The 24,841-nt window shown below is 38.0% G+C and carries 19 protein-coding genes; 6 read left to right on the forward strand and 13 right to left on the reverse strand.

Features of this window, described 5'->3' with window-relative positions; translation table 11 throughout:
* Nucleotides 1–8: 8 nt before the first annotated feature.
* Nucleotides 9–281 (forward strand): pyocin activator PrtN family protein, encoded by a 273-nt coding sequence (locus tag F933_RS05965; protein WP_005059468.1) that lies wholly within the window; start codon nt 9–11, stop codon nt 279–281.
* Here F933_RS05965 and F933_RS05970 read toward each other — a convergent pair.
* On the reverse strand, nt 265–1,413 hold the full coding sequence (locus tag F933_RS05970; protein WP_005059471.1) for a site-specific integrase: 1,149 nt from the start codon (nt 1,411–1,413) through the stop codon (nt 265–267). The genes F933_RS05965 and F933_RS05970 overlap by 17 nt on opposite strands.
* 133 nt (nt 1,414–1,546) lie before the next feature.
* Here F933_RS05970 and dusA point away from each other — a divergent pair, with 133 nt between their 5' ends.
* Both dusA and F933_RS05980 read left to right on the forward strand, forming a co-directional pair.
* A complete protein-coding gene (dusA, locus tag F933_RS05975) occupies nt 1,547–2,569 on the forward strand; it encodes a tRNA dihydrouridine(20/20a) synthase DusA (protein WP_005059473.1) in 1,023 nt (340 codons plus the stop codon).
* A gap of 769 nt (nt 2,570–3,338) precedes the next feature.
* Nucleotides 3,339–3,818 carry a CHAP domain-containing protein gene (locus F933_RS05980; protein ID WP_005051539.1) on the forward strand — a complete coding sequence of 160 codons (480 nt, stop codon included), beginning with the start codon at nt 3,339–3,341 and terminating at the stop codon, nt 3,816–3,818.
* 16 nt (nt 3,819–3,834) lie between these two features.
* On the opposite strand, the gene F933_RS05985 is transcribed toward F933_RS05980, so the two are convergent.
* Both F933_RS05985 and F933_RS05990 read right to left on the reverse strand, forming a co-directional pair.
* Complete coding sequence (locus F933_RS05985) at nt 3,835–4,656, reverse strand: tRNA threonylcarbamoyladenosine dehydratase (protein WP_005059475.1); 822 nt, start codon at nt 4,654–4,656, stop codon at nt 3,835–3,837.
* 61 nt (nt 4,657–4,717) lie between these two features.
* The gene (locus F933_RS05990; protein ID WP_005059477.1) at nt 4,718–5,905 is read right to left on the reverse strand and encodes an MFS transporter; all 1,188 of its coding nucleotides are present in this window, start codon (nt 5,903–5,905) and stop codon (nt 4,718–4,720) included.
* Between the two features lie 282 nt (nt 5,906–6,187).
* Here F933_RS05990 and F933_RS05995 point away from each other — a divergent pair, with 282 nt between their 5' ends.
* Entirely contained in the window at nt 6,188–6,949 is a 762-nt protein-coding gene (locus F933_RS05995; RefSeq protein ID WP_005059479.1) for a hypothetical protein, read from the forward strand.
* A gap of 45 nt (nt 6,950–6,994) precedes the next feature.
* On the opposite strand, the gene acnA is transcribed toward F933_RS05995, so the two are convergent.
* The 6 genes from acnA to F933_RS16855 all read right to left on the reverse strand — a co-directional run bounded on the left by acnA (nt 6,995) and on the right by F933_RS16855 (nt 14,957).
* The gene (gene acnA, locus F933_RS06000; protein WP_005059481.1) at nt 6,995–9,751 is read right to left on the reverse strand and encodes an aconitate hydratase AcnA; all 2,757 of its coding nucleotides are present in this window, start codon (nt 9,749–9,751) and stop codon (nt 6,995–6,997) included.
* Between the two features lie 125 nt (nt 9,752–9,876).
* Nucleotides 9,877–10,692 carry a TatD family hydrolase gene (locus tag F933_RS06005; RefSeq protein WP_005059483.1) on the reverse strand — a complete coding sequence of 272 codons (816 nt, stop codon included), beginning with the start codon at nt 10,690–10,692 and terminating at the stop codon, nt 9,877–9,879.
* Nucleotides 10,692–11,606 carry an RsiV family protein gene (locus F933_RS06010; RefSeq protein ID WP_005059485.1) on the reverse strand — a complete coding sequence of 305 codons (915 nt, stop codon included), beginning with the start codon at nt 11,604–11,606 and terminating at the stop codon, nt 10,692–10,694. The genes F933_RS06005 and F933_RS06010 overlap by 1 nt, the downstream gene beginning before the upstream one ends.
* 118 nt (nt 11,607–11,724) lie before the next feature.
* Nucleotides 11,725–12,546, reverse strand: a complete 822-nt coding sequence (locus F933_RS06015) for a hypothetical protein (RefSeq protein ID WP_034710544.1) — start codon at nt 12,544–12,546, stop codon at nt 11,725–11,727.
* Between the two features lie 69 nt (nt 12,547–12,615).
* Complete coding sequence (locus F933_RS06020; RefSeq protein ID WP_005059488.1) at nt 12,616–14,205, reverse strand: peptide chain release factor 3; 1,590 nt, start codon at nt 14,203–14,205, stop codon at nt 12,616–12,618.
* Nucleotides 14,206–14,447: 242 nt separating this feature from the next.
* Entirely contained in the window at nt 14,448–14,957 is a 510-nt protein-coding gene (locus tag F933_RS16855; RefSeq protein WP_005059490.1) for a tetratricopeptide repeat protein, read from the reverse strand.
* Between the two features lie 1,361 nt (nt 14,958–16,318).
* Between F933_RS16855 and F933_RS06035 the strand changes: the two genes are divergently transcribed.
* Together F933_RS06035 and F933_RS06040 are read left to right on the forward strand one after the other, a co-directional pair.
* The gene (locus F933_RS06035) at nt 16,319–16,705 is read left to right on the forward strand and encodes a carboxymuconolactone decarboxylase family protein (RefSeq protein WP_005059493.1); all 387 of its coding nucleotides are present in this window, start codon (nt 16,319–16,321) and stop codon (nt 16,703–16,705) included.
* A gap of 424 nt (nt 16,706–17,129) precedes the next feature.
* Complete coding sequence (locus tag F933_RS06040; protein WP_005059494.1) at nt 17,130–18,638, forward strand: hypothetical protein; 1,509 nt, start codon at nt 17,130–17,132, stop codon at nt 18,636–18,638.
* A gap of 75 nt (nt 18,639–18,713) precedes the next feature.
* Here the strand turns inward: F933_RS06040 and F933_RS06045 are convergent, their stop codons facing one another.
* The 4 genes from F933_RS06045 to F933_RS06060 form a co-directional block, all read right to left on the reverse strand.
* Complete coding sequence (locus tag F933_RS06045; RefSeq protein WP_005059495.1) at nt 18,714–20,411, reverse strand: zinc-binding metallopeptidase family protein; 1,698 nt, start codon at nt 20,409–20,411, stop codon at nt 18,714–18,716.
* Between the two features lie 309 nt (nt 20,412–20,720).
* Entirely contained in the window at nt 20,721–21,788 is a 1,068-nt protein-coding gene (locus F933_RS06050; RefSeq protein WP_005059498.1) for an AraC family transcriptional regulator, read from the reverse strand.
* 206 nt (nt 21,789–21,994) lie between these two features.
* Nucleotides 21,995–22,873 (reverse strand): hypothetical protein, encoded by an 879-nt coding sequence (locus F933_RS06055; protein ID WP_005059502.1) that lies wholly within the window; start codon nt 22,871–22,873, stop codon nt 21,995–21,997.
* Nucleotides 22,874–23,157: 284 nt separating this feature from the next.
* Complete coding sequence (locus F933_RS06060; protein ID WP_005059505.1) at nt 23,158–24,822, reverse strand: YadA-like family protein; 1,665 nt, start codon at nt 24,820–24,822, stop codon at nt 23,158–23,160.
* Nucleotides 24,823–24,841: the final 19 nt, after the last annotated feature.

A 24,841-nucleotide genomic window follows, 5' to 3' on the forward strand; every position in this document is an offset into this window, starting at 1 on the left:
ATTTAATAATGGGAATGTTTCAGCTTACCACCGCTGACTACCTATTTATGAAATATCGCTCTATGACCGTTGAACTGATGACAATAGTTTCCGACTATTACCCTCATCTTAGTAAAGCTGAAGCACTGAGAAAGGCGAATAATCAAGAATTCCCTTTCTCAGTGTTTAAAATAGATCAAAGTAAACGTGCACCTTTTTTGGTGCACATTAAAGATCTGGCAGATATTTTAGACAGTAAGTATTCAGAAGCTTCTAAAGATTATGCTACGTTTCATCGATGAAGCGTAGTATCTCCTCTAACTGTATAACATTCCTTCTTGCCTTCACCGACACATAACGCTGTAAACTGCTCCAAGAGTCATGCAAACTCACCTTCTGAATCTCAGGAATAGTAAAACTCTGTTCTGCTAAGCGAGTGCAGCCTTCATGTCTCAAATCATGAAAGCGTAAATCATCAATACCTAGCATTTTACAGGCTTCTCTGAATTCTTTACCCAAACTTTTAGGATTCAAAGGTAATAGTAAGTTTTCATCATGCCCAAGCTTCAACATCCGTTCACGAACTTCTGACTGCTTTAATCTTTTAATCATTTCCTTACTAGGATCAAGGACATCAAATGATTTATGATTGCCTTTGGAGCCATTTGGATTCTTTAGATCATGCACTTTCCATGTTGAGTGATGTGAATCATAATCTCGAAGATATAATCGTGTTAATTCAGCTTCACGTCTGCATGAGAAAATAGCAAACCACATAATCAAATGCATTGGATACTTAGAACCGTAACGGTTTAGCTTCCATCGTTCTGTAAAATATTTCGTTAATGCAATCAATTCATCCGTTGAAGGGAGTCGATCTCTTTTTTGGCTTGAGGAAATTTGACGTGTTTTTCTTAACTGAGCCGTAGCCTTATCAAAGCCATTTAAATCAATATCCATTTCCCACATAACAGCAGCATGAGAAAGCACACCACGGATATGTAAAAGCTCATGTTGCTGCGTACTAGTCGCAATAGGTTCAAGTTTTAGATGAGGTACTCCTCCCTTCCTTAAAGCAACATGCTCGGCCAAATGTACTGATTTTATTTTTGTGATAATATTGCGCGCAATTGGTAGCTTCTTAATTAAGAGCAGAGAATAGCGTTTCGTCCTTCCGTACTCGCTCCCGACTTCATCCAAATATTTATCTATGGCATCTGATAAGGTCAGATCAATCAGCTTTTCTTTGCCAAGCAAAATATCAGGATTTTCTTGAATTTCGACTTCTCGTTTCTTAATCCAGTTTTCAGCTAACTTCTTTGAGTGAAATGTTTTACTTTCAGAGAAAGTAGGAAAGCCCATTCGATTGATTCGAATCGCAGCACGATAGTTAACTTTACCATCTGCACCTTTCCTTGCTGTAATTGACCCCATAATTTACACCACAACCTGTTTTTTTGATTATGGTGTAAAATTTGGTGTAAATGCAAACCGATTAACCCACCTAAACACAGGTTAAAACAGATTCGCGCAGGTTGCGAAACATAGATTAAAGGTATGATTTTTAATGACTATTAACAAAAACATTGAAAACACTCAATCTCCGCGAATCAGTGTTGCCCCGATGATGGATTGGACAACAAAAGATTATCGTTTCTTTGCGCGCTTATTTAATCCAAATGTGGTGCTATATACCGAGATGGTCACTACTGGAGCGATTATTTACGGTGGTGCTAACCGTCATTTGGACTTTAATAAAGAAGAGCATCCAATCGTGCTGCAACTTGGTGGCTCCAATCCACAAGATCTCGCCACCTGCACCAAAATGGCTGAAGATTGGGGATACAACGAAGTCAATCTAAATGTCGGGTGTCCAAGTGATCGTGTCCAAAACAATAAAATTGGTGCCTGTCTTATGGCTGAACCAAATTTAGTAGCTGAATGTATTCACAATATGCAAAAGGCAGTCTCAATTCCTGTCACGGTAAAACATCGTATTGGAATTGATGACATGCAGTCTTATGAAGAAATGCTGCATTTTGTCGATACCGTAGCAGCTACAGGTTGTACGCATTTTATCGTGCATGCGCGGATCGCAATCTTGCAAGGTTTGTCACCAAAAGAAAATCGTGAGGTTCCACCACTGCGCTATGAAGATGTATATCGTCTTAAACAAGAACGCCCACATCTCACTATTGAGATTAATGGTGGTATCAAAACTTTTGAAGAAACTCAGCAGCACTTACAGCATGTCGATGGCGTCATGATTGGACGTGAGGCGTATCATAATCCCTATTTATTGGCTGAGATGGGACAGCTATGGGATCTACAACAGCCTAATCGTTTCGAGATTATGCAACAGATGATGCCTTATATTCATCAGCGTGTGGCGGAAGGTGCTCCACTTTCTATTATCACTCGTCATATTCTTGGTTTGTTTCAAAACTTACCAGGTGCACGTAAATGGCGCCAAGCACTAAGTGGTGGCAATGCTAAAACCATCGCAGACATTGAACATGCCATTCAAAATATTCAGGCAGCAATGCAACGTACTGAAGACTATTTAACATTAACAGAGCATCAAAGTTAAATTTTCTCTGCCGTAACAGGCTTCTGTCGCCATTGAAATGTAACGCAATCTAAAATATTGAGTAACAGTTGCAATTGCCGAAACCCAAATTTTTCATTAATCACTTGAGCATAACAACGTGAATGCACAGTTATGCTTGAATATAGTTACACAACTTCACCTTGTTCAAACAATCCAATGGGAAGATTAAATCCTTATTCGATGTTTGATTAATCTACAAAAAATATAAGATATCTACAGGTTATCGATAACTAATTAATCCTATAAATTGGATATTTTACTTAAAAATAGAATATTTAGTCTTTTACTAATTTCTGCATCATGCTTTGAGTGACTTTGTTTTTCCTAACCACATTGAGTGTTAAAATCCATTATACATGCCTGAATTAGTTGCATTATCTGAAGAAAATTAAATAAATGAGTGGGACAAATCAATTTCAATTTTTTCTTTAAATAACCTTATTAAACAATAACTTATTTCAACTCAAAAGATTTTTAAAAAATCTACAAAATGACGCCAATGCGTCTATTTTTTAAACAAAATGAAATATAATCTTACAAATCATTTTATCTAAACTAATCAACCAACAAGCCACTGAAAATAAAAAGATTCTTAAATCGTATTTTGTCGTAAGTGATCTACACCACAGTCTAAATGTTATATTATTACATTACATTTCAGTTTTTTTAAGGTTTTTCGCTTACTATGGGCGCCGTAATAAATTCTGGCACACGTTCAGTTGTTTTGAAAATGCGGTAGAGATTCACAATGATTTATGATGTACCTTCAGTTGACCACAGTATGATTCACCCACCCGCGCAACAGGTGGTTATTCCTTATCGAGAGATGCCAAAAGCTCCGTCAGTACCAGCAATTGATGTGAGTAAGTTTTCTCAGAAGTTAGCCAAACGAGCAGCTTATCGTAGCTCTTCTCAATGTGCTAAATTTGTTAGAATCGCTTTACAGTCAGCGGGTGCAAATATCGTTCAACACCCTGTCGCAGCTTCGGATTGGGGGCGTACTTTACAACAAATCGGTTATCAAAAAATCAAACCTGAGTTTAATAACCCGCAACCTGGTGATATTTATATTATCCACCGTACTAAAAAACATCGTTATGGGCATATTGCTGGCTTTACCGGATCACAATGGGTCTCTGACTTCAAGCAAACCAGTTATGATGTATATAAAGACCCTAACGTTACCTATAGCTACTACCGTTTAGCGCCACAGTACCCACAAGTTTAAATTTTGGGGCTTTCAGTTAAGCCCTCATTTTATCGAGTTTTTTCAGAACTTCAGCCACAGCAACCATTGCAAAACTCGATGTCACTACAACTGCCGAGCCATAACCGCCACAGCGCAGTCCTGAGCCTGGATTAAACAAAGCACCGCTTTGTCCAGGCGCAAGATGAGGGCTCTGCCCGAGTGACGTAGTACAAACATCAGCGCTTGAAAACGGATTGTCGATGGAATAGACGCAAGTTATTCCAAATTTTTCTTTTGGCTTTTTACAAATACCTTTAGAGCGTAATTGTGTTCGCAACTTTGCCAACATCGGATCTTGCTCTGTCTTAGACAGATCTGCCACTCGAATCTTCAATGGATCAAGTTTGCCACCAGCACCGCCCGAAACAATTAACGGGATTTTATTAAAACGACAATGTAGCATCAGCGCAAATTTGGCTTTGACGTCATCAATGCAATCCAAAATAACGTTCGGAACAGGATTTAAAAGCTCTTTAACATTATCAGCTGTTAGATAATCATCAATCACATTCACTTTAATACGTGGATTGATCTGTCTGCAACGCTCTGCCATGACTTCAATTTTTTCTTGTCCTAAAGTAGAAGTCATCGCAGGCAATTGACGATTGATATTTGATGCAGCAACGACATCCATATCCACTAAAGTTAGCTCACCAATTCCTGAACGAGCGAGAGCTTCCACTGCCCAACTGCCTACACCACCGATACCAATCACCATGATATGACTAGTTTCATAATGACTAAATGAACTTTCTCCATAAATTTTAGCCACACCAGCGAAACGGCGGTCATATTCATCATTTTGGAGATCAGTCATCGTAAAAAATTCTACAGCTAAGAGTTAAGCAGCTATTTTAGCGTGTTTATCCAAATTTAGGCTACATTGATGATACTTGTGCATGCTGTCGACGACTCAAACCAATCAAGACTAAAAGCACAACAAAGGTGAGTGAAAGCGCCAATAAATTTGCATTATTCCATCCCAGACTAGTGAGGATTGGTGCAGGTAAAAAAGCACCTAAAGTGGCGAATAATGCAATCACCGTTTCATTGATTCCTTGAACACGATGCTTTTGTTGTTCTTCCAATCCAGCCAATAATGTCGAAGCACCAGAATAAGCAAAGTTCCACCCCACACCTAAAACAATCAAAGCGATATTAATAAAGATACCTGCTTGTCCCATCATCGGTATAAATGCAGACAACATTAATAAAATAAAACCCGTATAAATAATCGTATGGGTTCCCCAACGTTGAATTAGCTTTGACACAAAGAATGATGGGACAAACATTGCCAAAACATGCAACTGGATTGAAATTGATGCGTAATGAAAAGAGTGATGTTCTTTTAAATGCAAAGACGACATAATCATCATCACATTCATAATATAGTATGCAAATGCTCCACTAATAATCGCAGCAACAACCAGATGCTTTGACATTTTTACTCGATTCAGCGATTCAACCTTTGGCTGTGGAGTTTGTTGTAATTTGTGTTTTGAATTCCATAAATACAAAATCGGCGATAACAACAAAGCCAATCCGCAAAAGATCAAATAAATTGCGGTGAAATCTGGCAAGCCGTTCACTTTCTGAAATTGAATGGCTAATACAGGTGCAATTACAGCTGCCACCACGCCACCTGAAATTACCAAGGCAGTTGCCTTAGGGATTAAAGCAGATGACAAACGATCAGATGCTGCAAAACGATAAAAACTCGCTGTAGATAGAAAAAGCCCAAGCGAAAAATGTGTAAGACACAGCAGCCAAAAATCTTGTTTTAATAAAGCCTGATATCCAAAAATACCAGCCGCAAATAAGCAGAGTACGCCAAACTGAAATACAACATGACGCCCACATCGTTTCATCAAAAATGAAAAAATAAAGGTCGTCAGCAACATCGCTAAAAACTGTAAACCGTAAGGAACTGTCGCTAATACCTGCGTAGGTGCGAGCTTTAAACCGACAATAGCAGAAACAGTAACCGATAATACTGCGGCAATTAGATTAAATGCTTGTGCAATGAGTAGATAATACACATATTTAGGTAGCTGATTCAACGCCATCGTTCCATGAAAATTTATTCAGATACCATACTGCTAATCCATCTAAACTCAAATAAAAAGATGAAAATCTAAATTTCATCTTTTAGCTTCTTCATCTTGGATGATTAATACAACCTCAGGTATACCTGAGTATAAATGTTTAGCTCATAAATAGATTTAAAAAGAAATCTAACATAATAATTTAACCCAAATTATCAACTTATCGAAATTAATTAGATCGTAAATAAAGGCAGAAATTAGCAAGAATTATTGTATGATCAAAAAAATAATTCATTAGAAAATATGATTATGAATGAACAAGGTCAACAAAATATTATCTTATGTATTCCTGGTATCTGGCAAAACCATCAAGCCTTGTTGCATGCTCTTCTTACTCATGACACAGGATATATTTACGCAGGGGTGATTATTAAATCTTTAACCAGTGATTATTTTGCTGAGATTGAAGAATTTCAAAATGATCCTAAAGTAAGTCATATATTTAGACAGCAGAGTTTGAATCGTTTCTCTGAACAAGAGTTACAAGAAATTGAACAACATAATATGGTTATTTATGTGATTTGCGAAGCTGGATCAATAGCACTGGTACAACAAGCTTTATTACTGGGTCAGGCTCTACTCAAAGCAGGTGGCTTAGCGATTAAAATAGAAACATCAGGACTTACTCATCCTCGATCTGATTGGCTAAACTTCGATGCACAGAATCCGATTGATTTATATAAAGCATTCATTCCAACTGTTTCAGATCAGGAGCATGTTTATTCTTGTGGCATGCACCAATTCGGCAAAGCTGATGGCTGTATAAATTCAAAAGTAGAGCATGCATCATTTATTTTGAATCAGTTCTTACTCTATCTTCTTATAGAAAGCCCAACACTTTTAGAGAAACAAACTTTTTCTGCGGAAGAAGGTGGACAAATATTAAAACTTTACAGAAAAGAGTCGAGAGACTTCTTTGAAGAAGATTCACTATATTTTAATCAGTTGGGTGTTTGGATGTTGAAACCAACCTTTAGTTTCAAAAAATTATTTAACTTTAGCTAAATTTTTTTTGAAAAAGCCCTATAAATTTATAGGGCTTTTTTCAATCTAAGCAGCAATTAGATTCCGAAGCACATAATGCAAAATACCGCCTGCTTTGAAATATTCCACCTCATTTAAAGTATCAATACGACACAACACTTTAAATTGGTCATGGTGACCATCTTCTCGAATCACACTCACTTCTAAAGTTTGGTGTGGTTGAATATCATCAGATAAGCCATGAATAGAAAGAATTTCACGTCCCGTTAGATTTAAAGTTTGACGAGTTTGTCCATCAACAAACTGCAATGGCAATACGCCCATACCAACCAAATTCGAACGATGGATACGTTCAAAACTTTCGGCAATCACCGCTTTAATCCCAAGAAGATTAGTTCCTTTTGCAGCCCAATCACGAGATGAACCTGTACCGTACTCTTTACCCGCAATGATCACTAGAGGGGTTTTATCATGCTGATAACGCATCGATGCATCATAAATTGCCAATTTCTCATTGCTTGGGATATAAATCGTATTTCCGCCCTCTTCACCATTGAGCATTTCATTCTTGATACGAATATTAGCAAAGGTACCTCGCATCATCACTTCATGATTCCCACGTCTCGAACCATAAGAGTTGAAGTCTTTTGCATCTACGCCCTGCTCTTGCAAATAGCGTCCAGCTGGACTGTCTTTTTTAATATTTCCAGCAGGAGAAATGTGATCAGTCGTTACTGAATCTCCAAGCACTGCCAAGATACGCGCATGCTCAATATTAGAAATGGCTTGCGGTGGTTGGTTAATCTCTTCAAAAAAAGGAGGATGACGAATATAGGTCGAGTCATCTTGCCATGCATAGGTTTGACTGTCTGGAATTTGAATCCCTTGCCAAGTCTCATCTCCATCAAAGACTGCTGCGTATTCTTTATGGAACATCTCCGTATTCACTTTTTGCAGAACTTGATCAATTTCAGCCTGACTCGGCCAAATGTCTTTTAAGTAAACATCTTCGCCATTACTACCTTGCCCAATCGGCTGAGTGGTCAGATCGGTACGAATATTACCAGTTAAACCATAGGCAACCACCAATGGCGGAGAAGCAAGCCAATTTGTTTTTACTAAAGGATGGACACGACCTTCAAAGTTTCGGTTACCTGAAAGTACCGAAGCCACATTTAAATCATGGCATTGAATTGCTTCTTCAACGGGATCTGGTAAAGGTCCAGAGTTCCCAATACATGTGGTACAGCCATATCCGACAAGATTATAGCCAAGCTGATCCAAATACGGCGTTAAACCAGCAGCAGCTAAGTAATCTGTGACAACTTTAGAACCGGGTGCCAGTGAGCTTTTTACCCAAGGCTTACGCTGTAGTCCTTTTTCAATTGCTTTCTTCGCCAATAAACCCGCAGCTAACATAACACTTGGATTTGAGGTATTGGTACATGAAGTAATTGCAGAAATAACGACATCACCATCATTCAAAGGATACGATTTTCCATCAATCATACAAGAAGGGTCTTGATGCGGTAAATTTGCATTTTTTGCTTCAACTGCGGTTCCACCACCGCCTTCATTTTCTAAGTTTTCTTTTGCTTCTTTGGCAGGCTTTAACGTGAGTTCCATCAGCGTATTAAAGGTTTTTGGAACATCTGAAAGTAAAACTCGATCTTGCGGTCGTTTCGGCCCTGCCAAACTCGCTTGTACCGTACTCATATCGAGACTTAATGTATCAGTAAAAATCGGCTCATCGCCTGCATTTCTCCATAAACCTTGTTCTTTGCTATAAGCTTCAACCAAGTCAATACGGTCTTGTTGACGACCTGTGAGTCTTAGATATCCAAGTGTGACCTCGTCTATCGGAAAGAAACCACAGGTTGCACCATACTCAGGCGCCATATTGGCAATCGTCGCTCGGTCAGCTAAAGGCAAGTCAGCTAGACCATCCCCATAAAACTCAACAAATTTACCTACGACACCTTTTTGACGCAGCATTTGGGTAATGGTCAAAACTAAATCTGTAGCAGTAATGCCTTCATTCAATTTGCCATTCAATTTAAAACCAATCACTTCTGGAATCAGCATTGAAACAGGCTGACCTAACATAGCTGCTTCGGCTTCAATACCACCAACACCCCATCCCAAAACACCTAGACCATTAATCATGGTGGTATGGGAGTCTGTTCCAACCAAAGTATCTGGAAAGGCAAACTCCTCACCGTCATCTTCACCCAACCAAACCGCTTGAGCCAAATACTCTAAATTGACTTGGTGACAAATACCCGTGCCTGGTGGAACGACGCTGAAATTGTTAAATGCAGATTGCCCCCAACGGAGAAATTGATAACGTTCGCCATTACGTTGCATCTCAATTTCGACATTTTCAGCGAAAGCGTGTTCATTCGCAAAATGATCCACCATCACCGAATGATCAATCACCAAATCCACAGGAGATAATGGATTTATCAGATTAGCATCACCACCAGCTTTTTCCATCGCAGCACGCATCGCCGCCAAATCAACAACCGCAGGTACGCCTGTAAAATCTTGCATGAGCACACGCGCAGGACGATATTGTATTTCTTGGTCTGAACGTTTGTTTTTTTGCCAATCTACCACCGCCTGAATATGCTCTACTTTTACACTTTTTTGATCTTCAAAACGTAGTAGATTTTCGAGTAAAACCTTTAATGATTTAGGCAACCGATCTATATTACCCAGTGTTTTTGATGCTTGTGACAAGCTAAATATTTGATAGGATTTAGAAGCGACAGTTAGTGTTTGTAATGCATTGAAACTATTGATTTTGCTATATCTGGCCATTAGGTTGCCCTCCCAGTGTGGCGAATTTGTTTATTATGAAGTTGTCTATCTAATGTAACCTTGTTTCGAAAAGGATATGTTCCCTTTTAGTTATCTTATTTGTATAAGATTATTTTCTTATTACTCTAAAATTTTAAATCTAATGCAACAAGCGAGTTTTGCCATAGCTGGTCGGCAAGGGTTTGTTTAGGCAGCCCGACTGTTTGTGCCAAACTTTCCAACACATAAGGCAAATTAACGGGTGTATTTCGAGTGCGATGTTCTGTGAATGTTTGACAGCATAGCGGTGTCATATCAGGACAATCTGTTTCAATGACTAAATGTTCAGCCCCAATCGCCTGCACAACTTGATGTAGTTTTTTTGCATTTGGATTGGTGATTTGTCCAGTTATACCGATTTTAAAACCAAGCTTGATCAAAGCTTTGGCTTCTTCCACGCCTCCACTAAAGGCATGTGCAATACCACCGAATTTGAATTTTTGTGCTTTTAAAATGGCAAGGGTTTCTGCATGAGCTTTGCGAATATGCAATAACACAGGTTTTTGATATTGCGTTGCCAATTCAAGTTGCGTATTAAAATAGTCTTGCTGTTTGGAAAACAATTCAGGTTGCTTATGTTGTTTTAAAAAAGTATCTAAACCAATTTCCCCAACTGCAACGCAATCATATTGTTGTAAGACTTGTTCGAGCCGCTGTAAATGTGATGAGTGATGCTGCTCGATATAAAACGGGTGTAGCCCTGGCGCGAGATAAGATTGCGGAACATTTTCCCACGCATTTAATTGTTGATGCGTTTGAATCAATTCGTCAAATCGAGATTCAATAAAACCAATCAAAACTAAAGCATCGACCCCAACTCGTTTTGCTTGCATAGCCAGTTGTTGCCGATCGTGATCAAAATCGGCAACGTCAAAATGAGTATGGGTATCAAACAGTTGCATTAAGACTTACTTTTATCTGTTGTTGCAACAGTAGAGGCAGCAGGACTCTCAACTTTAGGTAAATATTCAGGTTTCAATACACCCTGCAATTGATCAAAGGGAATCACCAAACGTGGTAATCCAACGACATACGGTCCAATCTCATATTCAGCATATTGAAGAATTAAGCCCTGCTCACCTAGCAAGAAGTTATCTGTGACTGAAAATGGCCAAGCTTCTTCATATTCCGCAGCGTTATTGGCTAGTTTAGAATCAACAATCCACTTCTTAAACGCTTCATGCGCGAGCTTATCTAAATTTGCTTTTTGCTTAGGTAATAACAAATCTGTTAATTGCACTAGCTTTTGATTCTTCAAATCAAAATTGTAATAGCGTTGGGCGGTTGCACCATGTGCACCACCTAAATAACTACTGCTATTTAGTACTACCGTTGCCAATACACCTTTGGACTGTAATATTTTTGGCTTAACCATCAAACTGATTTGATGACTGCTACTTAAAGCTTTTAGCTCTTCATCAATTTTAATAAATGAATTTGCATACAGTTGAGCTTGTGTATCTAAATTTTGTTTTTGTTCATTTGCCTTTACTGCAGATGCAACATCTTTATCCGCATCAACGACTTCTAACATTTTGCTTAACTGATCTAAAATTTGCTGATCGAGTAATTGATCAATAAATGGAAAATTCGTTTCTAATCGTTCAACTGAAAATTCTGGGCAGGTATTGCCTTTACATTCTGGTAAAGTCACTGGCAATTTAATTGTTTCGCCACGTAAAACGGGTTCAGCATCTTGTTGTACAACAGGCGTATCTTGTGGTTTATCTTCTACATCTTTCGGCTCTGTCTTGGGTTGGCACGCAGCAAGGAGAATGGCGCAGGCAAGAACACTATATTTATAAAATGTTTTCATTGGAAAGTTACAACCGTTGTTATTACACACTATTTTTAAATGCTATCTAACTTCATGCAAATCCGCTATAAGCACATGCAATTTCTATACGAAACTTAGAAATATAATCTTTAAAAGCTTAAAACATCTTTTGATAAACTTCAGCCTGTAGCATTTGTTTAGTTTGTTCGGTGGTTAAATAAATATCTAACTGTGGTGCATCTTTACTAATTTCATTAGCACGGTAATGTAACCCAATGCCTTCCCCATCAAAAAACCAATCGGCTTGCCCCCAATACAATTTTTTAGGAACTTGTTTTTTTACTTCTGATGATTGTTTTTCGATCCATTGTTGATAATGTGTTTGCACAATATCATTCATAGCATTTTGCTGATTTTTTTGAATCACATCGAGTACGGTTAAATTCTTTTGTAATTTACGATCTGCTACGAAAAAATAATAACGATCTTTAACAGCAATATCCTCTTGTTTTGAATCAAGTCCAACTTGCAACAACACATATTGATTACGCTGCGAGGCAATACGTGTATTTACATGTAATTCATAGGCTTTATTTTTAGAATATTTATCTTGCCATTCATCTGACTTTTTCACATAAGCATTGATGGCTTGCTGAAGTGTCAAATCCTTATTTTGCTCAATTTGTTGTTGAATAACTTTTGCCTGATTTTTTGCAATCCAAGCATTCAGCCATTCATCTTGAGTTTTAATGGTTTGAACATCGAGTTCAATACAGTTTTTCTTTTCACAAAAGGGTAAAGCATAATTCGCTTTGGTTTCTTGCATATTTAAATAAGGAAGAACTTCTGCTTGCTCCATTTTTTCAGTCTGCTGCGCAGTTTTAGAGTCCGTTTCATTCTTTTTAGGATGATCACATGCTGTTAAAGCCATCATTCCAATCATTAAACTGATAGCAAAAATTGGTTTTACAGTGTTCATCACATCATCCTTTATTTTCTGATTATTCAATTAAAAACAGCCTCTAATTAGAAGCTGTTTTTGACTATATTAGTGTTCTCGTGTGTTACGGAACTGAATATCTGGCCAACGCTCTTGCATTAACTGTAAATTTACACGGCTCGGTGCAAGATAAGTTAAATGACCACCACCATCTACTGACAATTGATCATGTGCTTTTTTCTTAAATTCATTGAAAATCTTTTCATCATCACAATGAACCCAACGTACGGTATGCACACTCACTGGTTCATAGATACAGTCAACTTTATATTCTTCTTTCAAGCGGTAAGCGACCACATCGAACTGTAACACACCGACTGCACCGACAATCAAATCGTTACTAATCTGTGGCATAAATACCTGTGTTGCACCTTCTTCAGATAATTCTTTTAAACCTTTTTGCAATTGCTTCGATTTCAAAGGATCACGCAAACGTACACGACGGAACATTTCAGGCGCAAAGTGAGGAATACCTGTGAAATGTAATTTCTCACCGCTGGTAAAAGTATCACCAATTTGAATCGTACCGTGGTTATGTAAACCAATAATATCGCCTGGCCAAGCTTCTTCTAGTTGCTCTCGCTCACCTGCAAGGAAAGTCAAAGCATCACTAATACGCACGTCTTTACCAATACGCACGTGATTCATTTTTAGGCCTTTTTCATATTTACCTGAGCAAATACGCATAAAGGCAATACGGTCACGATGTTTCGGATCCATGTTGGCTTGAATTTTAAAAACAAAACCAGTAAAGCCCTCTTCGTTGGCATCGACGGTACGTTCTTGAGTCGGATGCGCTTTAGGTTCTGGTGCCCAATTGATAAATGCATCTAGTACGTGATCAACAGCAAAGTTACCTAATGCTGTACCAAATAAAACCGGCGTTTGCTTACCTTGTAAGAATAACTCACTGTCTAATGGCTCATTCGCCATTTGAACTAACTCAAGCGACTCTTCAAATGATGCCCAAGCTAACTCGCCGACTTTCTCACGAATATCTGGATAATCGTATCCATCACGGACTTCAATATCGGTAATGGTTGAACCAAAACCCGCTTTATAGACATACAATTTATTTTCGATGAGGTTATATACACCTGCGAAATCTCGTCCCATGCCTAAAGGCCAAGTGATTGGCACACAGCGAATCTTCAAGACACTTTCAATTTCATCAAGTAATTCTAAAGGCTCACGGATTTCACGGTCCATTTTGTTTACGAATGAAATGATCGGTGTATCGCGCATACGACACACTTCCATTAATTTAATGGTACGTTCTTCAACCCCTTTTGCACCATCGATCACCATCAGTGCAGAGTCAACCGCGGTTAGAGTACGATAAGTATCTTCCGAGAAGTCTTCATGTCCTGGAGTATCAAGTAAGTTAATGGTGTGCTTTTTATATGGAAACTGCATCACCGACGTGGTAATAGAGATACCACGTTCTTTTTCCATTTCCATCCAGTCCGATGTTGCAGCGCGGTCAGACTTACGGCTTTTTACCATACCCGCAACCTGAATGGCTTTACCCCATAACAGCAGTTTTTCTGTCATGGTGGTTTTACCCGCATCGGGGTGGGAAATGATCGCAAATGTGCGTCGTTGGGCAACTTGCGCCGCTAATTCATCTTTAAACATGAGAAAAATCTACACTAAATTGTACCCATCTGTATCTGTAAACTAAGGCAAGAATAGATGGCGTACGAAAGAATTTAAAATTGGCGGCAATTGTAGCAGATTTAGAGTTGTATAGGCATAGCTGATAATCAGTCGCTCAATTGGAATTAAGCCACTATCCAAGCCAATAGAATCACTTTCAACTAACATCAAATAACAGGATCATAATCCCTAAGTGTTTATAAAATAGATTTACTTCCACATCACTGCTCAGACAAAGTTTTCACCTTATGTTGATTATTGTCTAAAGTTTGCATGGAATCTAAAAGTACTTTTAATTTATCTATACTATCTTCAGACATATATTTTTCATCAACTTGAGATGCAATAAGTAATAAATCTTTAATTTTATTTATGTTTTTCGATTTCCTTTCAATTAATACCATTGCATAGTCTAAGGCGCTATCTCCATCACCTAAAAGAATACCTTTATTCCACCAATATTTAGCTTGTTCCATTTTATTTAAATTTTTATAAAAATTAGCAAGATTTAATATTCCAGCAATATCTCCAGATTGAGCTGACTTTTTATACCATTCAAATGCTTTATTTTTATCGACATTTACCCCAACCCCTTCATCATAAAAGTAGCCAAGAGTGTTAAAAGCGTAAATATCTCCTTTTTTTGCTGATAATTCCATAAGTTGAAATGCTGTTAGAAAATCATTGTTTTCCCATGCTTCATTAGCTTGATCAAATAATTCACTATCCATTTTATTTCCTAGTTTTTCAAACTATTGTATAGAGTTTATTATATTTTCATAATTGAAAATAATGGTTTTATTAACTGCTGGCTCCCATTTTCCTCTTTTCATCGATAGAACACACTGATAAATCATCATTACAATTCTTATTTAATCCAATAGCTTTACAGATGGGATTACATGGATCAATCTCACATGCGAGAAATAGTGGTAGTATTCCTATTGATTTTGGCCAATCTTTTGGTTTTGGCTTGATAATTTTCTTACCAGATGGATGTTACAGATAACCTCTCTCAAATCTATATCATGTTTTTTACAATTAGTTGACATTAAAACATAAATTATTTAGATTACGCCTAATAACGGCACGATATATAAATCTTGCTAAAAAGATCAATCAGACCCTACAATAGTTAGTGTCATAATTTTAGTTAAGCCATATAGATTAAGATTCTTTTTAAAATCTTCTGAATAAAGTATTCTTACTTTACAATTTTCTTTCTCTATCTCACAAAATCGGCCATAGATATCTATCCCTTTGAATGCCCCATAAATGAACAAAAAGATAAAGATAAATAACAAAAATAAGAATATCCTGATTTTAAAGGAATTAAAATTATCTTTAAAAAACTCAAATAGACTGGAGTATAAAGAGCAAAACAACATCTGAGTCAATACCAAAAAAAAGAGTGCGTAAAAATTTGTGTAAGAGGTAACTCCTACCTTTAAATAAATTAATAGATCAACTATTAATGCAATTATAAGTAATATTACTGTATTTAATCGCAACATGTTTTTCTCCAATCATTTTCAACTGAAGTGATACCATACAGATCTTCTAGCATGAATAAATCGCTTGTAATTACCCAACCAGATAAATCTCCTTTTGCTATCCACATAGTCTCTTTTGCATAAGTATATTGAAATCCTATTGTTAATTTTTCCCGTCAAATATATAAGGATCAATACTTAAAACTATTATATTCAAAAGTAATTATTCAGCTATTATAAGTATCAGGTATTTAAAAAACGACTCGAAATTCCCTAGCACCCACTTTAGCAGAGACTTATTTTTCCACTAATACACCCTATTATTGAATGTATATTAAATACGTAAAAATTACTGATGAATGGATATTAATACTTTTCAAAGCAGCTACAAAGTTCAATTCTCTATTTTTATTAGCACAAATTAGACTAAAGCGATGGTCAAATAGCAAAACATAAGCACATGATAATAATAATTTCCTCTATTCAAATTCAGGACATCACAGTCAACCAGAATGACTTTATCTTAAATAATGATTAAATTAGGATAAGTTGCTATTGATGGGCAAATCCAATCTTTTCCGCTGCTATAAGAGTAAAATATGTCAAAACAAGATTATGAAAATGGACTTAAAGTACGTACCGAAGTGATGGGTGAATCATTTGTAAAACGAGCACAGGATAATACAGTGCCTTTTACTGAACCTCTACAGAACTGGATTAATGAACATGCTTGGGGTTCTACATGGCAACGTGAAGACGTATTGCCTCGTAAATATCGCTCGCTAATTACTATTGCATTTTTGACTGCACTCAAAAGCCCAACCGAACTCAAAGGTCATATTCGTGGTGCTTTAAACAATGGGGCAAGTATTGAAGAAATTCAGGAAGTTTTATTGCATAGCCTACCGTATTGCGGTGCACCAGCTACTCAAGAAGCATTTCGAGCTGCGCTTGAAGTCATTCAAGACTACACGCCTGAAACTTAAATTAAATCTCAACTAAGCATTACTCAGGTTAAAAAAGCTAACGCCGAATCAAGAATTTTTCGGCGTTTTTGTATTCAATATCCGCTGCATTGGATATCAGCTACATGATTCATTCTGTTTAAATGCCCCAAATCAATAATCAAATGCCCCATTTACGTTACTTCTTTCTTTATTTTTAGTTTTATGCTTTGAAAATAATAAGTTAAGTCTTTAAATCCTATTTGTCTCGATTGGGCTGTATGAAAGGTTACAGTGAAATAGAAAAATACAAGCATATTTCAATTTTCTCTGACTAAATTTTCCTCAATATCAATCGAATAAAGCTTAAGCGTTATTAATACACTTTTTGCCATCATCTTTAGCGCCTGAACTTACTAAGATGTGCAAGATAATGAATGAATTTTGAGTAAAGTGGAGCAATCAATTGAGTAAAAAAATACAATTTGACCATGATGGCATACAATTCCCTCTTCAGTCTGGGAAAAAATCACCAAGTACCACCCACACTGCTAAACAAATTTTAAAGTCAGCACTACAAAGCGTAGATTCTCGTTATGTCGCACAATTGGCTAGCGAGAAAAACTGGCGAAAAAATTATCCATTTTATTTTCATGAATTGGTCAAGGTCGGGATCGAATCTGTCGATCATCCTGCACGTATTGCACAGCAAGGTTTAGAGACAGCCAAAAGTTTATTTAATTTTAATCGTGCTGAACAAAGTCAAACTTTAACTAGTGCAATGGCAAATATTAAAGATCAGCCTTTTGAGTCTTTTATATTAAAAGGCACAGGTAGCTCAACCATTGAACCTTGGTTTATTCCCTATCATGGAAAAAAATTACAAGGCGAAGCACTATTACAGCAAATTGAACTTTGGGAACAACAACAAGTCATTGAACCAAGTCATGCCAAGGCGCTCCGCTTACTCAATCAACATCCTGAATGGTTTGATTTATCAAAGCGCACTATGGTGTTGTTCGGTGCAGGTTCTGAAGCAGGTCCTTTAAGTTGGCTAGCAAAATGGCGTGCTAATATTGTAGCGATTGATCTCCCCCATCCAGCCATTTGGGAAAAAATCACCAAAGTGATTGAAAAAGGTAATGCCACCTTAATCGCACCACAAATTAAGGTCGCTGATAAGCAGCAACTCGGTGCAAATTTACTGACTCAAACACCAGAGATTGCCAATTGGTTAAACACCTTTTCTGAGACTTTAGATTTGGCAGGTATTGCATATCTAGATGGTGAAAAACATGTCCGTGTTTCGATTGCGATGATCAGTATCATGGAACAAGTGAGTCAACACAAACCTGATAGCAGTATCATGTTTATGCTCACGCCGACCGATATCTATGCCATTCCAAAAGCAGTCGTACACTCTATACAGGATAAAATTAAACAGCGTCCGATCGTAGAAAAACTACTCACTAAATCCATTCACAATATTTCTCTTACTAACTTTTTCAAACCCAATTTGAAACAGTTAATTCAATCAGATAATGGTCAACAATATGGTATTTCCGACTGTATGGTGATTGAACAAGGTCCAAACTACGCCCTCGCGAAGCGATTGCAACAATGGTTCGCTATTTCAACACGTGCGCGTGGTCAGAAGACAGTCATCAATATTGCGCCGTCTACCACAACACACTCGGTCGTTAAAAATCCAATTCTGAAAGCAGCTTTTTCGGGTGCTGATTTATTTAAGGTTGAAACTTTTAATCCTGAAACGACTAATGCCATTATGGCTGCGCTTTGGATTCATGATCTAAATAACCCAGAGAGCGCAACGAATCCAGATAAGCAGTTAGATCATCCATTAGAACTGATTATGGAAAATGCAAATCACGGTGGTTTATGGCATGTACCATATTTGGCAAGAACAGCCCTACCATTCGCAGCCGCATATGGTTGGGTGAGAGAAAAGTTTTAATTTAATACAAACAAATAAGGAGGAAATCTCTAGACTTCCTCCTTATAAATTAGACAAAACCTTTATATTTCTTCATCAATTGACGGTACTTGGCGCATCCTCTATACCGCTATTCGTGTTATGTAAACAAACAAGTTTTCCTTGCTCGCCAGCCGCTCTCCAAGCGGTATAAGGTCCATCAATTTCTGCTTTAGTATGATTTTGCAAAGCCAAAACACTATCACCAATCGCTAATAACTGTTCTCGCATTAAATTAAAATCAACAGCATCTTTGCCAAATGATGGCGCCCAAAGTGACCAAGGTCCTGAAATTGTCGCCATAGTTGGGATTAAGTTTTTATGTGAAGCATTTCCGATTCCCCCAAAATCACACTGTTTTGGTAAGCGTTTAGCATTAGGTACATCCTGGCCCGTCGATATCATCACCGCAGGTAATTTACGTCTTTGCGCAGCTTCGGTTGCAACTTTCTGCATTAACACATGATCTTCGGGTACAAACCAAGCTTGTGGTTCTGGCTTACCTGAAAATTCTAACGTTCTTCCAACACCACCATCTGTTCGTGGTTTAGCAACGATTTCGCGTGTTCCTAAATGCTCTACTGCAAAAACAAAGCTGACTTTACCTTGTTTATATTCTTGATCGAGTTGTTCCATATATCTAAAGGTTCCCTCTTTCGACATATGTAAATGACCTGTATTGAATGCAAACTCATAGGTTTTCGGGCGGCATTTTAACGGTAGTTTTGCAAAATACTGCGCCAATGCAATCATGCCACTTACACCATTTTCTTGTACCCATGTATTCCCATCTGTATTTGCGACAAATACAATTTTTTCATCACTTAAACCCGGCAGAGTGGCAATCAAATTGCGGGTAGTAGCAGTATCTCGTTCAGCCTGAACCACAATTTTTGCTTGTGTATTGCTCGATGCTAAAGCTTTGACTTCAGCAAATTCATCCACACCTAAAAATACTGCTGGAAGTCGATAATGTAATCCGTTGTGCGGATCAAAGTAGTCTTTAACCTGATCTCGAGGTACATCAAAACCAAGAATCAGACCTGCAGCTCCCACTTTTCCAGCAGCAATTAAGTCTTGATTCATTAACTCACCAGCTAAGAAAGGTTTGTCATATCGTTGTGTTTTAAGTTCATTTAGCGATGAACTTAAATATTTTGCGAACTGAAATAAAAATGCATAAGGTGGTGCAACCATATTGGCATATACAGGGTCTTGTGACGTTGGAATCGCACGCACAATAATTTTACCTTTATGTTCAGCCGTAATAGGTTGATTGCTTGTGAGAAAGACCAATTCGCCACTGTTGCCAGTTAAAGTTGTACCTAATGAATAAGGAACAGCTCCAGCAATCGGGATCTCTTTTCCATTCACGGACAATTGCCCAGAACGTAATAAACTGCGACCTTTACCATTTTCAGCCATAATCATCGGTTGCCAACGCTGAATCTCGTATTGATCTGATTTTAGCTGCATACCCGGTATTTTCTTGGCTTCAAGTTCGATCCAATTGATTAACTGTTGGTGCGCTTGACTCCCTGTTGTACGTAATTGTGCCAAGTCAGGGCCGACTTGTACCATTTTTTCTAAAGTTTTAGCGTCCGTAAATTTTTTTTCATCGATAAAACTTGGGCAACTGTCTCCAATAACAGGTGGATTAACGACAACCGTATTACGATCACTTCCACAACCCGTCACTGAACATCCAAGTAAAACCAAACCGATAGATTGCTGATAAATCTGCTTTATTTTCATATTCATTCCCTTTATTTACTCAAACTCAACACATCTTGATGTGAATAACTCGATGTTTTAAAAATCACGAGTTTTGAGTGAAAATATCCATATTCCTACCGAACTAACGTTCTTATTCATCATCAAAATCATGCTAATCCCTACAACACTACAGTGAGTCACTGTTAGCAACTAGAATTCATTGATGATTCACTAAGTCATCTTTCAAATCCTATAATGAACTCATCATTTAAAAATAACGCTTCTGAGTCACCTCATTTCTAATATGGGACAAACTGAAAAATGGTCTGTTTTAAGCATCTATAAGTTTTAGTCTTCGACCACTTTAGAATTTGCATTTTTACGATATTGAGTTGGTGTTAACTGAGTCTGCAATTTAAACCAAGAAATAAAGGAATGGCTGGTATAAAAGCCTAATGCTTTTGAAATAAATGAAACTGAATGCTGATAACTTTCCAAATAATTGACGGCTAATTCAAAACGAACCTCATCCAGTAGTTTGCTATATGAACTTTCTTCAAGCTGCAACTTCCGACTTAAAGTTCTTACATTAACACCTAATTGTTCTGCAACATTTTCGCGAGACAATCGCTCATGGTGAAGTAATAAATAAATTTGTGCCTTCACTTGTTGTGCAAAATTTTGTTCAACTCGTTGTTGCTCTAATAACTTTGACGCGAATAATCTGACACTGTCATATAAACCTGCATTTCCTGTCTTCAATGTCATGGTTAATGATTTAGGTGACAATAACAAAGCTGTTTCTGCTTGATCAAAATAGACAGGACAACCAAAAAACGTTTCATAATATGCTTGTAATTCGGGCTTAGCCAAAGAGTGCGTAAAGTGAACAGCCTTGAGAATGGAAAACTCTTCATTTCTGACTAAACGAAGTAAACTGAGCCACCACGATAAGTTATATTCATTGGCACAACGGCTAAAAATCGGATCGTTTGATCTGCATTTCCATTTCCAATAAACCACGTCAGATTCTGCTTGTAATGAAATATCACCAATACAGCCAATCAGTGGTTGAAACTCCTTTAATGTTTCAATTGCTTTATTCAAACTAGAAGCCAAAGGTACTAAATGACCTAATACACCATAAGCAGTGGAGTCCATTTTTTGGAAAAAGCTTAAAGCAATTAATGGGTCTTTACAGGTGCGATATGTATAAGCAACCACACTTTCAAAATAATGCAGCGGAATACATTGGTTTGAATCGCCAAGTTGTTCTTCTGTCAGACCGCCCTGTAGCAATAGTTCTTGCCTATTGATTCCAAAAAAACTGGCATGCTCTAAGAAATGATTTACGAGGCCTACGAGTACTCTAGTTGGACTATTCCCATCAACTTTTCTTTGTAAATCAGTAGTCATCCTTATCATCTCATCCTAGATTATCTATTGCCAAATCTTAAGATTTTAAATCCCTGTTTAAAGCTATTTAATTGAAGCAGTCCCCCATATTAAGCTTTATTTAGTCAAACGATCAAAACATAAAATTTCAAAACTGATTTTTTGACTTTTAAAGCACTTGAAAAACAAAAAAGCCATCAATCGATGGCTTTTAAATCATTGTTTATTTATGGCCCATCACCTAAACCAAAACCGCCAAATATAGGTAATTCGGTATCTTCTTCACCCAAATCAAAACCACCAAAAATTGGCGGAGGATTGCCTGTATCGGTTGGTGGATGGTTGGTAGAGCCTGAATTGTTACCATTTCCAATATTTGTTGATGGTGGAGCGCCATCTTTTGTTGATGGGAATTCATCAAGTAATAACATGGTACTTAATGGATCACATTGTGTTCTATCTTTTATACTTTCATCATCATAGCTACTACCTAGAGTTTCTGCGTAGAATTTTTTAGAATATTGCGCATGGTAGCTTGCTGTCCAATTTTGTAAAATATTCGGCAAATTAAATGTATAAAAATATGCCCGTGATTCATTGGGTTGATAAACACTCACTGTCTCATCATTTAAACAGTAGTCTGTTTGCGTGGTTTTTGTTGTTTTTGTACCTGTAAGCTGAAAAGCTGCTTTACAACTATTTGTATATTCATATATTGGAGATGAAGTTGTATTTTTGACAATGACTTGAAGTTTAAAACGGATTCGTAATGACTCTTTCATACCCACAAGATCTGTCCGATCTCCCATCATCATTGGGATATGAGGAGCATAATGACGAACAAATTGAATGGTACGTTCAACACCATCACAATTTTGCGTAACAGGATTAGGATATGCAACTGCATATACCACCCCATCCTCTTCCATTCGATCTGGTTTAACATCAGGTTTTGGCAGTGGACTTTCAGTTCCCACTGATAAGCCACCTGTACCTGTTCCCCCTAAACTGACACCAACATTAAAATTGCCATTTTCATCTTCACACCCAGTAAAAACTAAAGTCCCTAATAAAATTAAGCAAAGCTTGGAATGTAAATATGCCATTCATACTGCCCCAATAAACATTGTTATATTGAACAGATGATTTCCTATCATCTGTTTGAATTACCCCACACTATTTTATTTTAACAGATACTTAAACCAACTAAATTGCTCAGATATATCAATCTATCAATTAATTAAGCTGATTCAATCGAAAAAAAGGCTACCCCCATGCTGAAAAAAGGTAACCCAAGAAGAGCTTTAATCTAAGAGCATTTAAGCCAAAACTTTGCCAATCTAAAGCTTAAATGCTCTTATTTTGAATATTCATTCAGACCATAAATCATCTAGAATGAATAACTGATACCAACACGTCCACCGACTTCATTTCCACCAGCGAAACCTACAGCACCGCTCAAAGAAATGCGATTGGCAATAAATGAAGTCACTACACCAACTGAACCTGCTGTTTCACCTTCGTAATGACCAACACCTGCAAATAATGCAACTTGACCTGAACGAATGTTTGGAACAGCTTGTTGTGCTGCTAATGCAATCGCCACACCACGATAAGCACTTTTCTCAATATCATCTAAGCGACGACTTGCTTGATCAAGGCGACCATCTAAACGATTGACTTCACTGGTACGTGTTGCTGCTTCTACATTTATACGATTTGATAAAGCAAGGTCTGCATCAGCGCGGGCTGCCGCCTCTGCTGCATCCCCCGCGATACGCGCTTGCGCTTCAGCATTAATCGCTGCCGTGCGTGCTGCTTTTTCGGCTGCATCACTTGCAATACGAGCTGTAGCTTCAGCTTCATCACCAGCAATACGCGCTGCTTTTTCAGTTGCGTCTGCCGCAGCACGAAGTTGTGCTTCATTATCAATTGCTGCTGTACGAGCAACCACTTGATCAGCATCAGCTTGCGCTCGTTTTTGAGCTTCATCATTTAATGCATTTTGCAAAGCTGCATCACCCGCTGCACGTGCTGTAGCCTCCGCGGTAATTGCATTGACTGCCGCTGCATCTGCTGCAATACGTTGATCCTTTTCTGTTGTCAGTAAACCATCTGCGTGTGCAATCAATTCAGCACCAGAGGTCAGACTACCAACAGCATCATTGAGCTGAGATACATTAATAGCATCTTGGTCATTCACCCCGTTATTCACCTGCGTAATACGACGAATTGCACCACCAAGTAAACCACCAACACTCACTGTATTTTCATTACCGCCAGCCTGACCTTGTGTGTCAGAACCATAGCCAATCGCAACTGAATTTTTGTCATCGGCAATTGCTGTTCCAACATTTCTCGGATCTGTCATACCACCTGAACCGAGTAATACCACGTCTTCAGCCGTACCAGTTGCATGGCTACCGATCACCACGGAATTCAAACCTGAACCAGAAGATTGAGCGCCTATACGAAGTGTATTTTCACCGCCTGTTTCTGCATTAAAACCGAGCGTCGTTGCATTGTTAGCATTTGCCCATGTTTCGCTACCAATCGCAGTTGCACCATCGCCACCCGTCCAAGCAAGGTGTCCCAAAGAGCTAGCTTGGCTACCATTAACGAGACTGCCACGACCAACCGCTGTTGCATTATCACCGTTAACTGTTTGACTATTACCTACAGCTACACTATCTGTACCTCCTGCTGTAACTGTGGCACCAAGCGCAATACTATTATCTCCATTGGCATTCGCGACACGACCTACAGCAACAGAAGAATCACCAGTGGCATCATTTGCTGACCCAGCAGAAAAACTTCCTGCTCCCATGGCATTGCTGTTATAACCGATCCCAATACTGGTGTTATCAACATCATTAAGTTGACCTAAAATAATACCATTGGCTGAGGGGTCAACATTTGCATAATTTCCTTGTCCCCCCATCGCATTACTGAGACCCGTACCTGTTCCAGTTGGACCTTCCCATACGGGTGCGGCATACGCATGACTTGCCATTAAGGCAACTGCGATTACTGATAATTGAAAAGTTTTTTTCATTACATCATCCTTCTTATTG

Origin of the sequence: Acinetobacter beijerinckii CIP 110307 (assembly GCF_000369005.1) — a bacterium.
Classification (GTDB): domain Bacteria; phylum Pseudomonadota; class Gammaproteobacteria; order Pseudomonadales; family Moraxellaceae; genus Acinetobacter; species Acinetobacter beijerinckii.

What these genes read in the sequence shown, in the direction of transcription:
- F933_RS05965 (WP_005059468.1), top strand. Translation starts at nt 9, where the DNA reads ATGGGAATGTTTCAGCTTACCACCGCTGACTACCTATTTATGAAATAT.
- F933_RS05970 (WP_005059471.1), bottom strand. Translation starts at nt 1,413, where the DNA reads ATGGGGTCAATTACAGCAAGGAAAGGTGCAGATGGTAAAGTTAACTAT.
- dusA (WP_005059473.1), top strand. Translation starts at nt 1,547, where the DNA reads ATGACTATTAACAAAAACATTGAAAACACTCAATCTCCGCGAATCAGT.
- F933_RS05980 (WP_005051539.1), top strand. Translation starts at nt 3,339, where the DNA reads ATGATTTATGATGTACCTTCAGTTGACCACAGTATGATTCACCCACCC.
- F933_RS05985 (WP_005059475.1), bottom strand. Translation starts at nt 4,656, where the DNA reads ATGACTGATCTCCAAAATGATGAATATGACCGCCGTTTCGCTGGTGTG.
- F933_RS05990 (WP_005059477.1), bottom strand. Translation starts at nt 5,905, where the DNA reads ATGGCGTTGAATCAGCTACCTAAATATGTGTATTATCTACTCATTGCA.
- F933_RS05995 (WP_005059479.1), top strand. Translation starts at nt 6,188, where the DNA reads ATGATTATGAATGAACAAGGTCAACAAAATATTATCTTATGTATTCCT.
- acnA (WP_005059481.1), bottom strand. Translation starts at nt 9,751, where the DNA reads ATGGCCAGATATAGCAAAATCAATAGTTTCAATGCATTACAAACACTA.
- F933_RS06005 (WP_005059483.1), bottom strand. Translation starts at nt 10,692, where the DNA reads ATGCAACTGTTTGATACCCATACTCATTTTGACGTTGCCGATTTTGAT.
- F933_RS06010 (WP_005059485.1), bottom strand. Translation starts at nt 11,606, where the DNA reads ATGAAAACATTTTATAAATATAGTGTTCTTGCCTGCGCCATTCTCCTT.
- F933_RS06015 (WP_034710544.1), bottom strand. Translation starts at nt 12,546, where the DNA reads ATGAACACTGTAAAACCAATTTTTGCTATCAGTTTAATGATTGGAATG.
- F933_RS06020 (WP_005059488.1), bottom strand. Translation starts at nt 14,205, where the DNA reads ATGTTTAAAGATGAATTAGCGGCGCAAGTTGCCCAACGACGCACATTT.
- F933_RS16855 (WP_005059490.1), bottom strand. Translation starts at nt 14,957, where the DNA reads ATGGATAGTGAATTATTTGATCAAGCTAATGAAGCATGGGAAAACAAT.
- F933_RS06035 (WP_005059493.1), top strand. Translation starts at nt 16,319, where the DNA reads ATGTCAAAACAAGATTATGAAAATGGACTTAAAGTACGTACCGAAGTG.
- F933_RS06045 (WP_005059495.1), bottom strand. Translation starts at nt 20,411, where the DNA reads ATGAAAATAAAGCAGATTTATCAGCAATCTATCGGTTTGGTTTTACTT.
- F933_RS06050 (WP_005059498.1), bottom strand. Translation starts at nt 21,788, where the DNA reads ATGACTACTGATTTACAAAGAAAAGTTGATGGGAATAGTCCAACTAGA.
- F933_RS06055 (WP_005059502.1), bottom strand. Translation starts at nt 22,873, where the DNA reads ATGGCATATTTACATTCCAAGCTTTGCTTAATTTTATTAGGGACTTTA.
- F933_RS06060 (WP_005059505.1), bottom strand. Translation starts at nt 24,822, where the DNA reads ATGAAAAAAACTTTTCAATTATCAGTAATCGCAGTTGCCTTAATGGCA.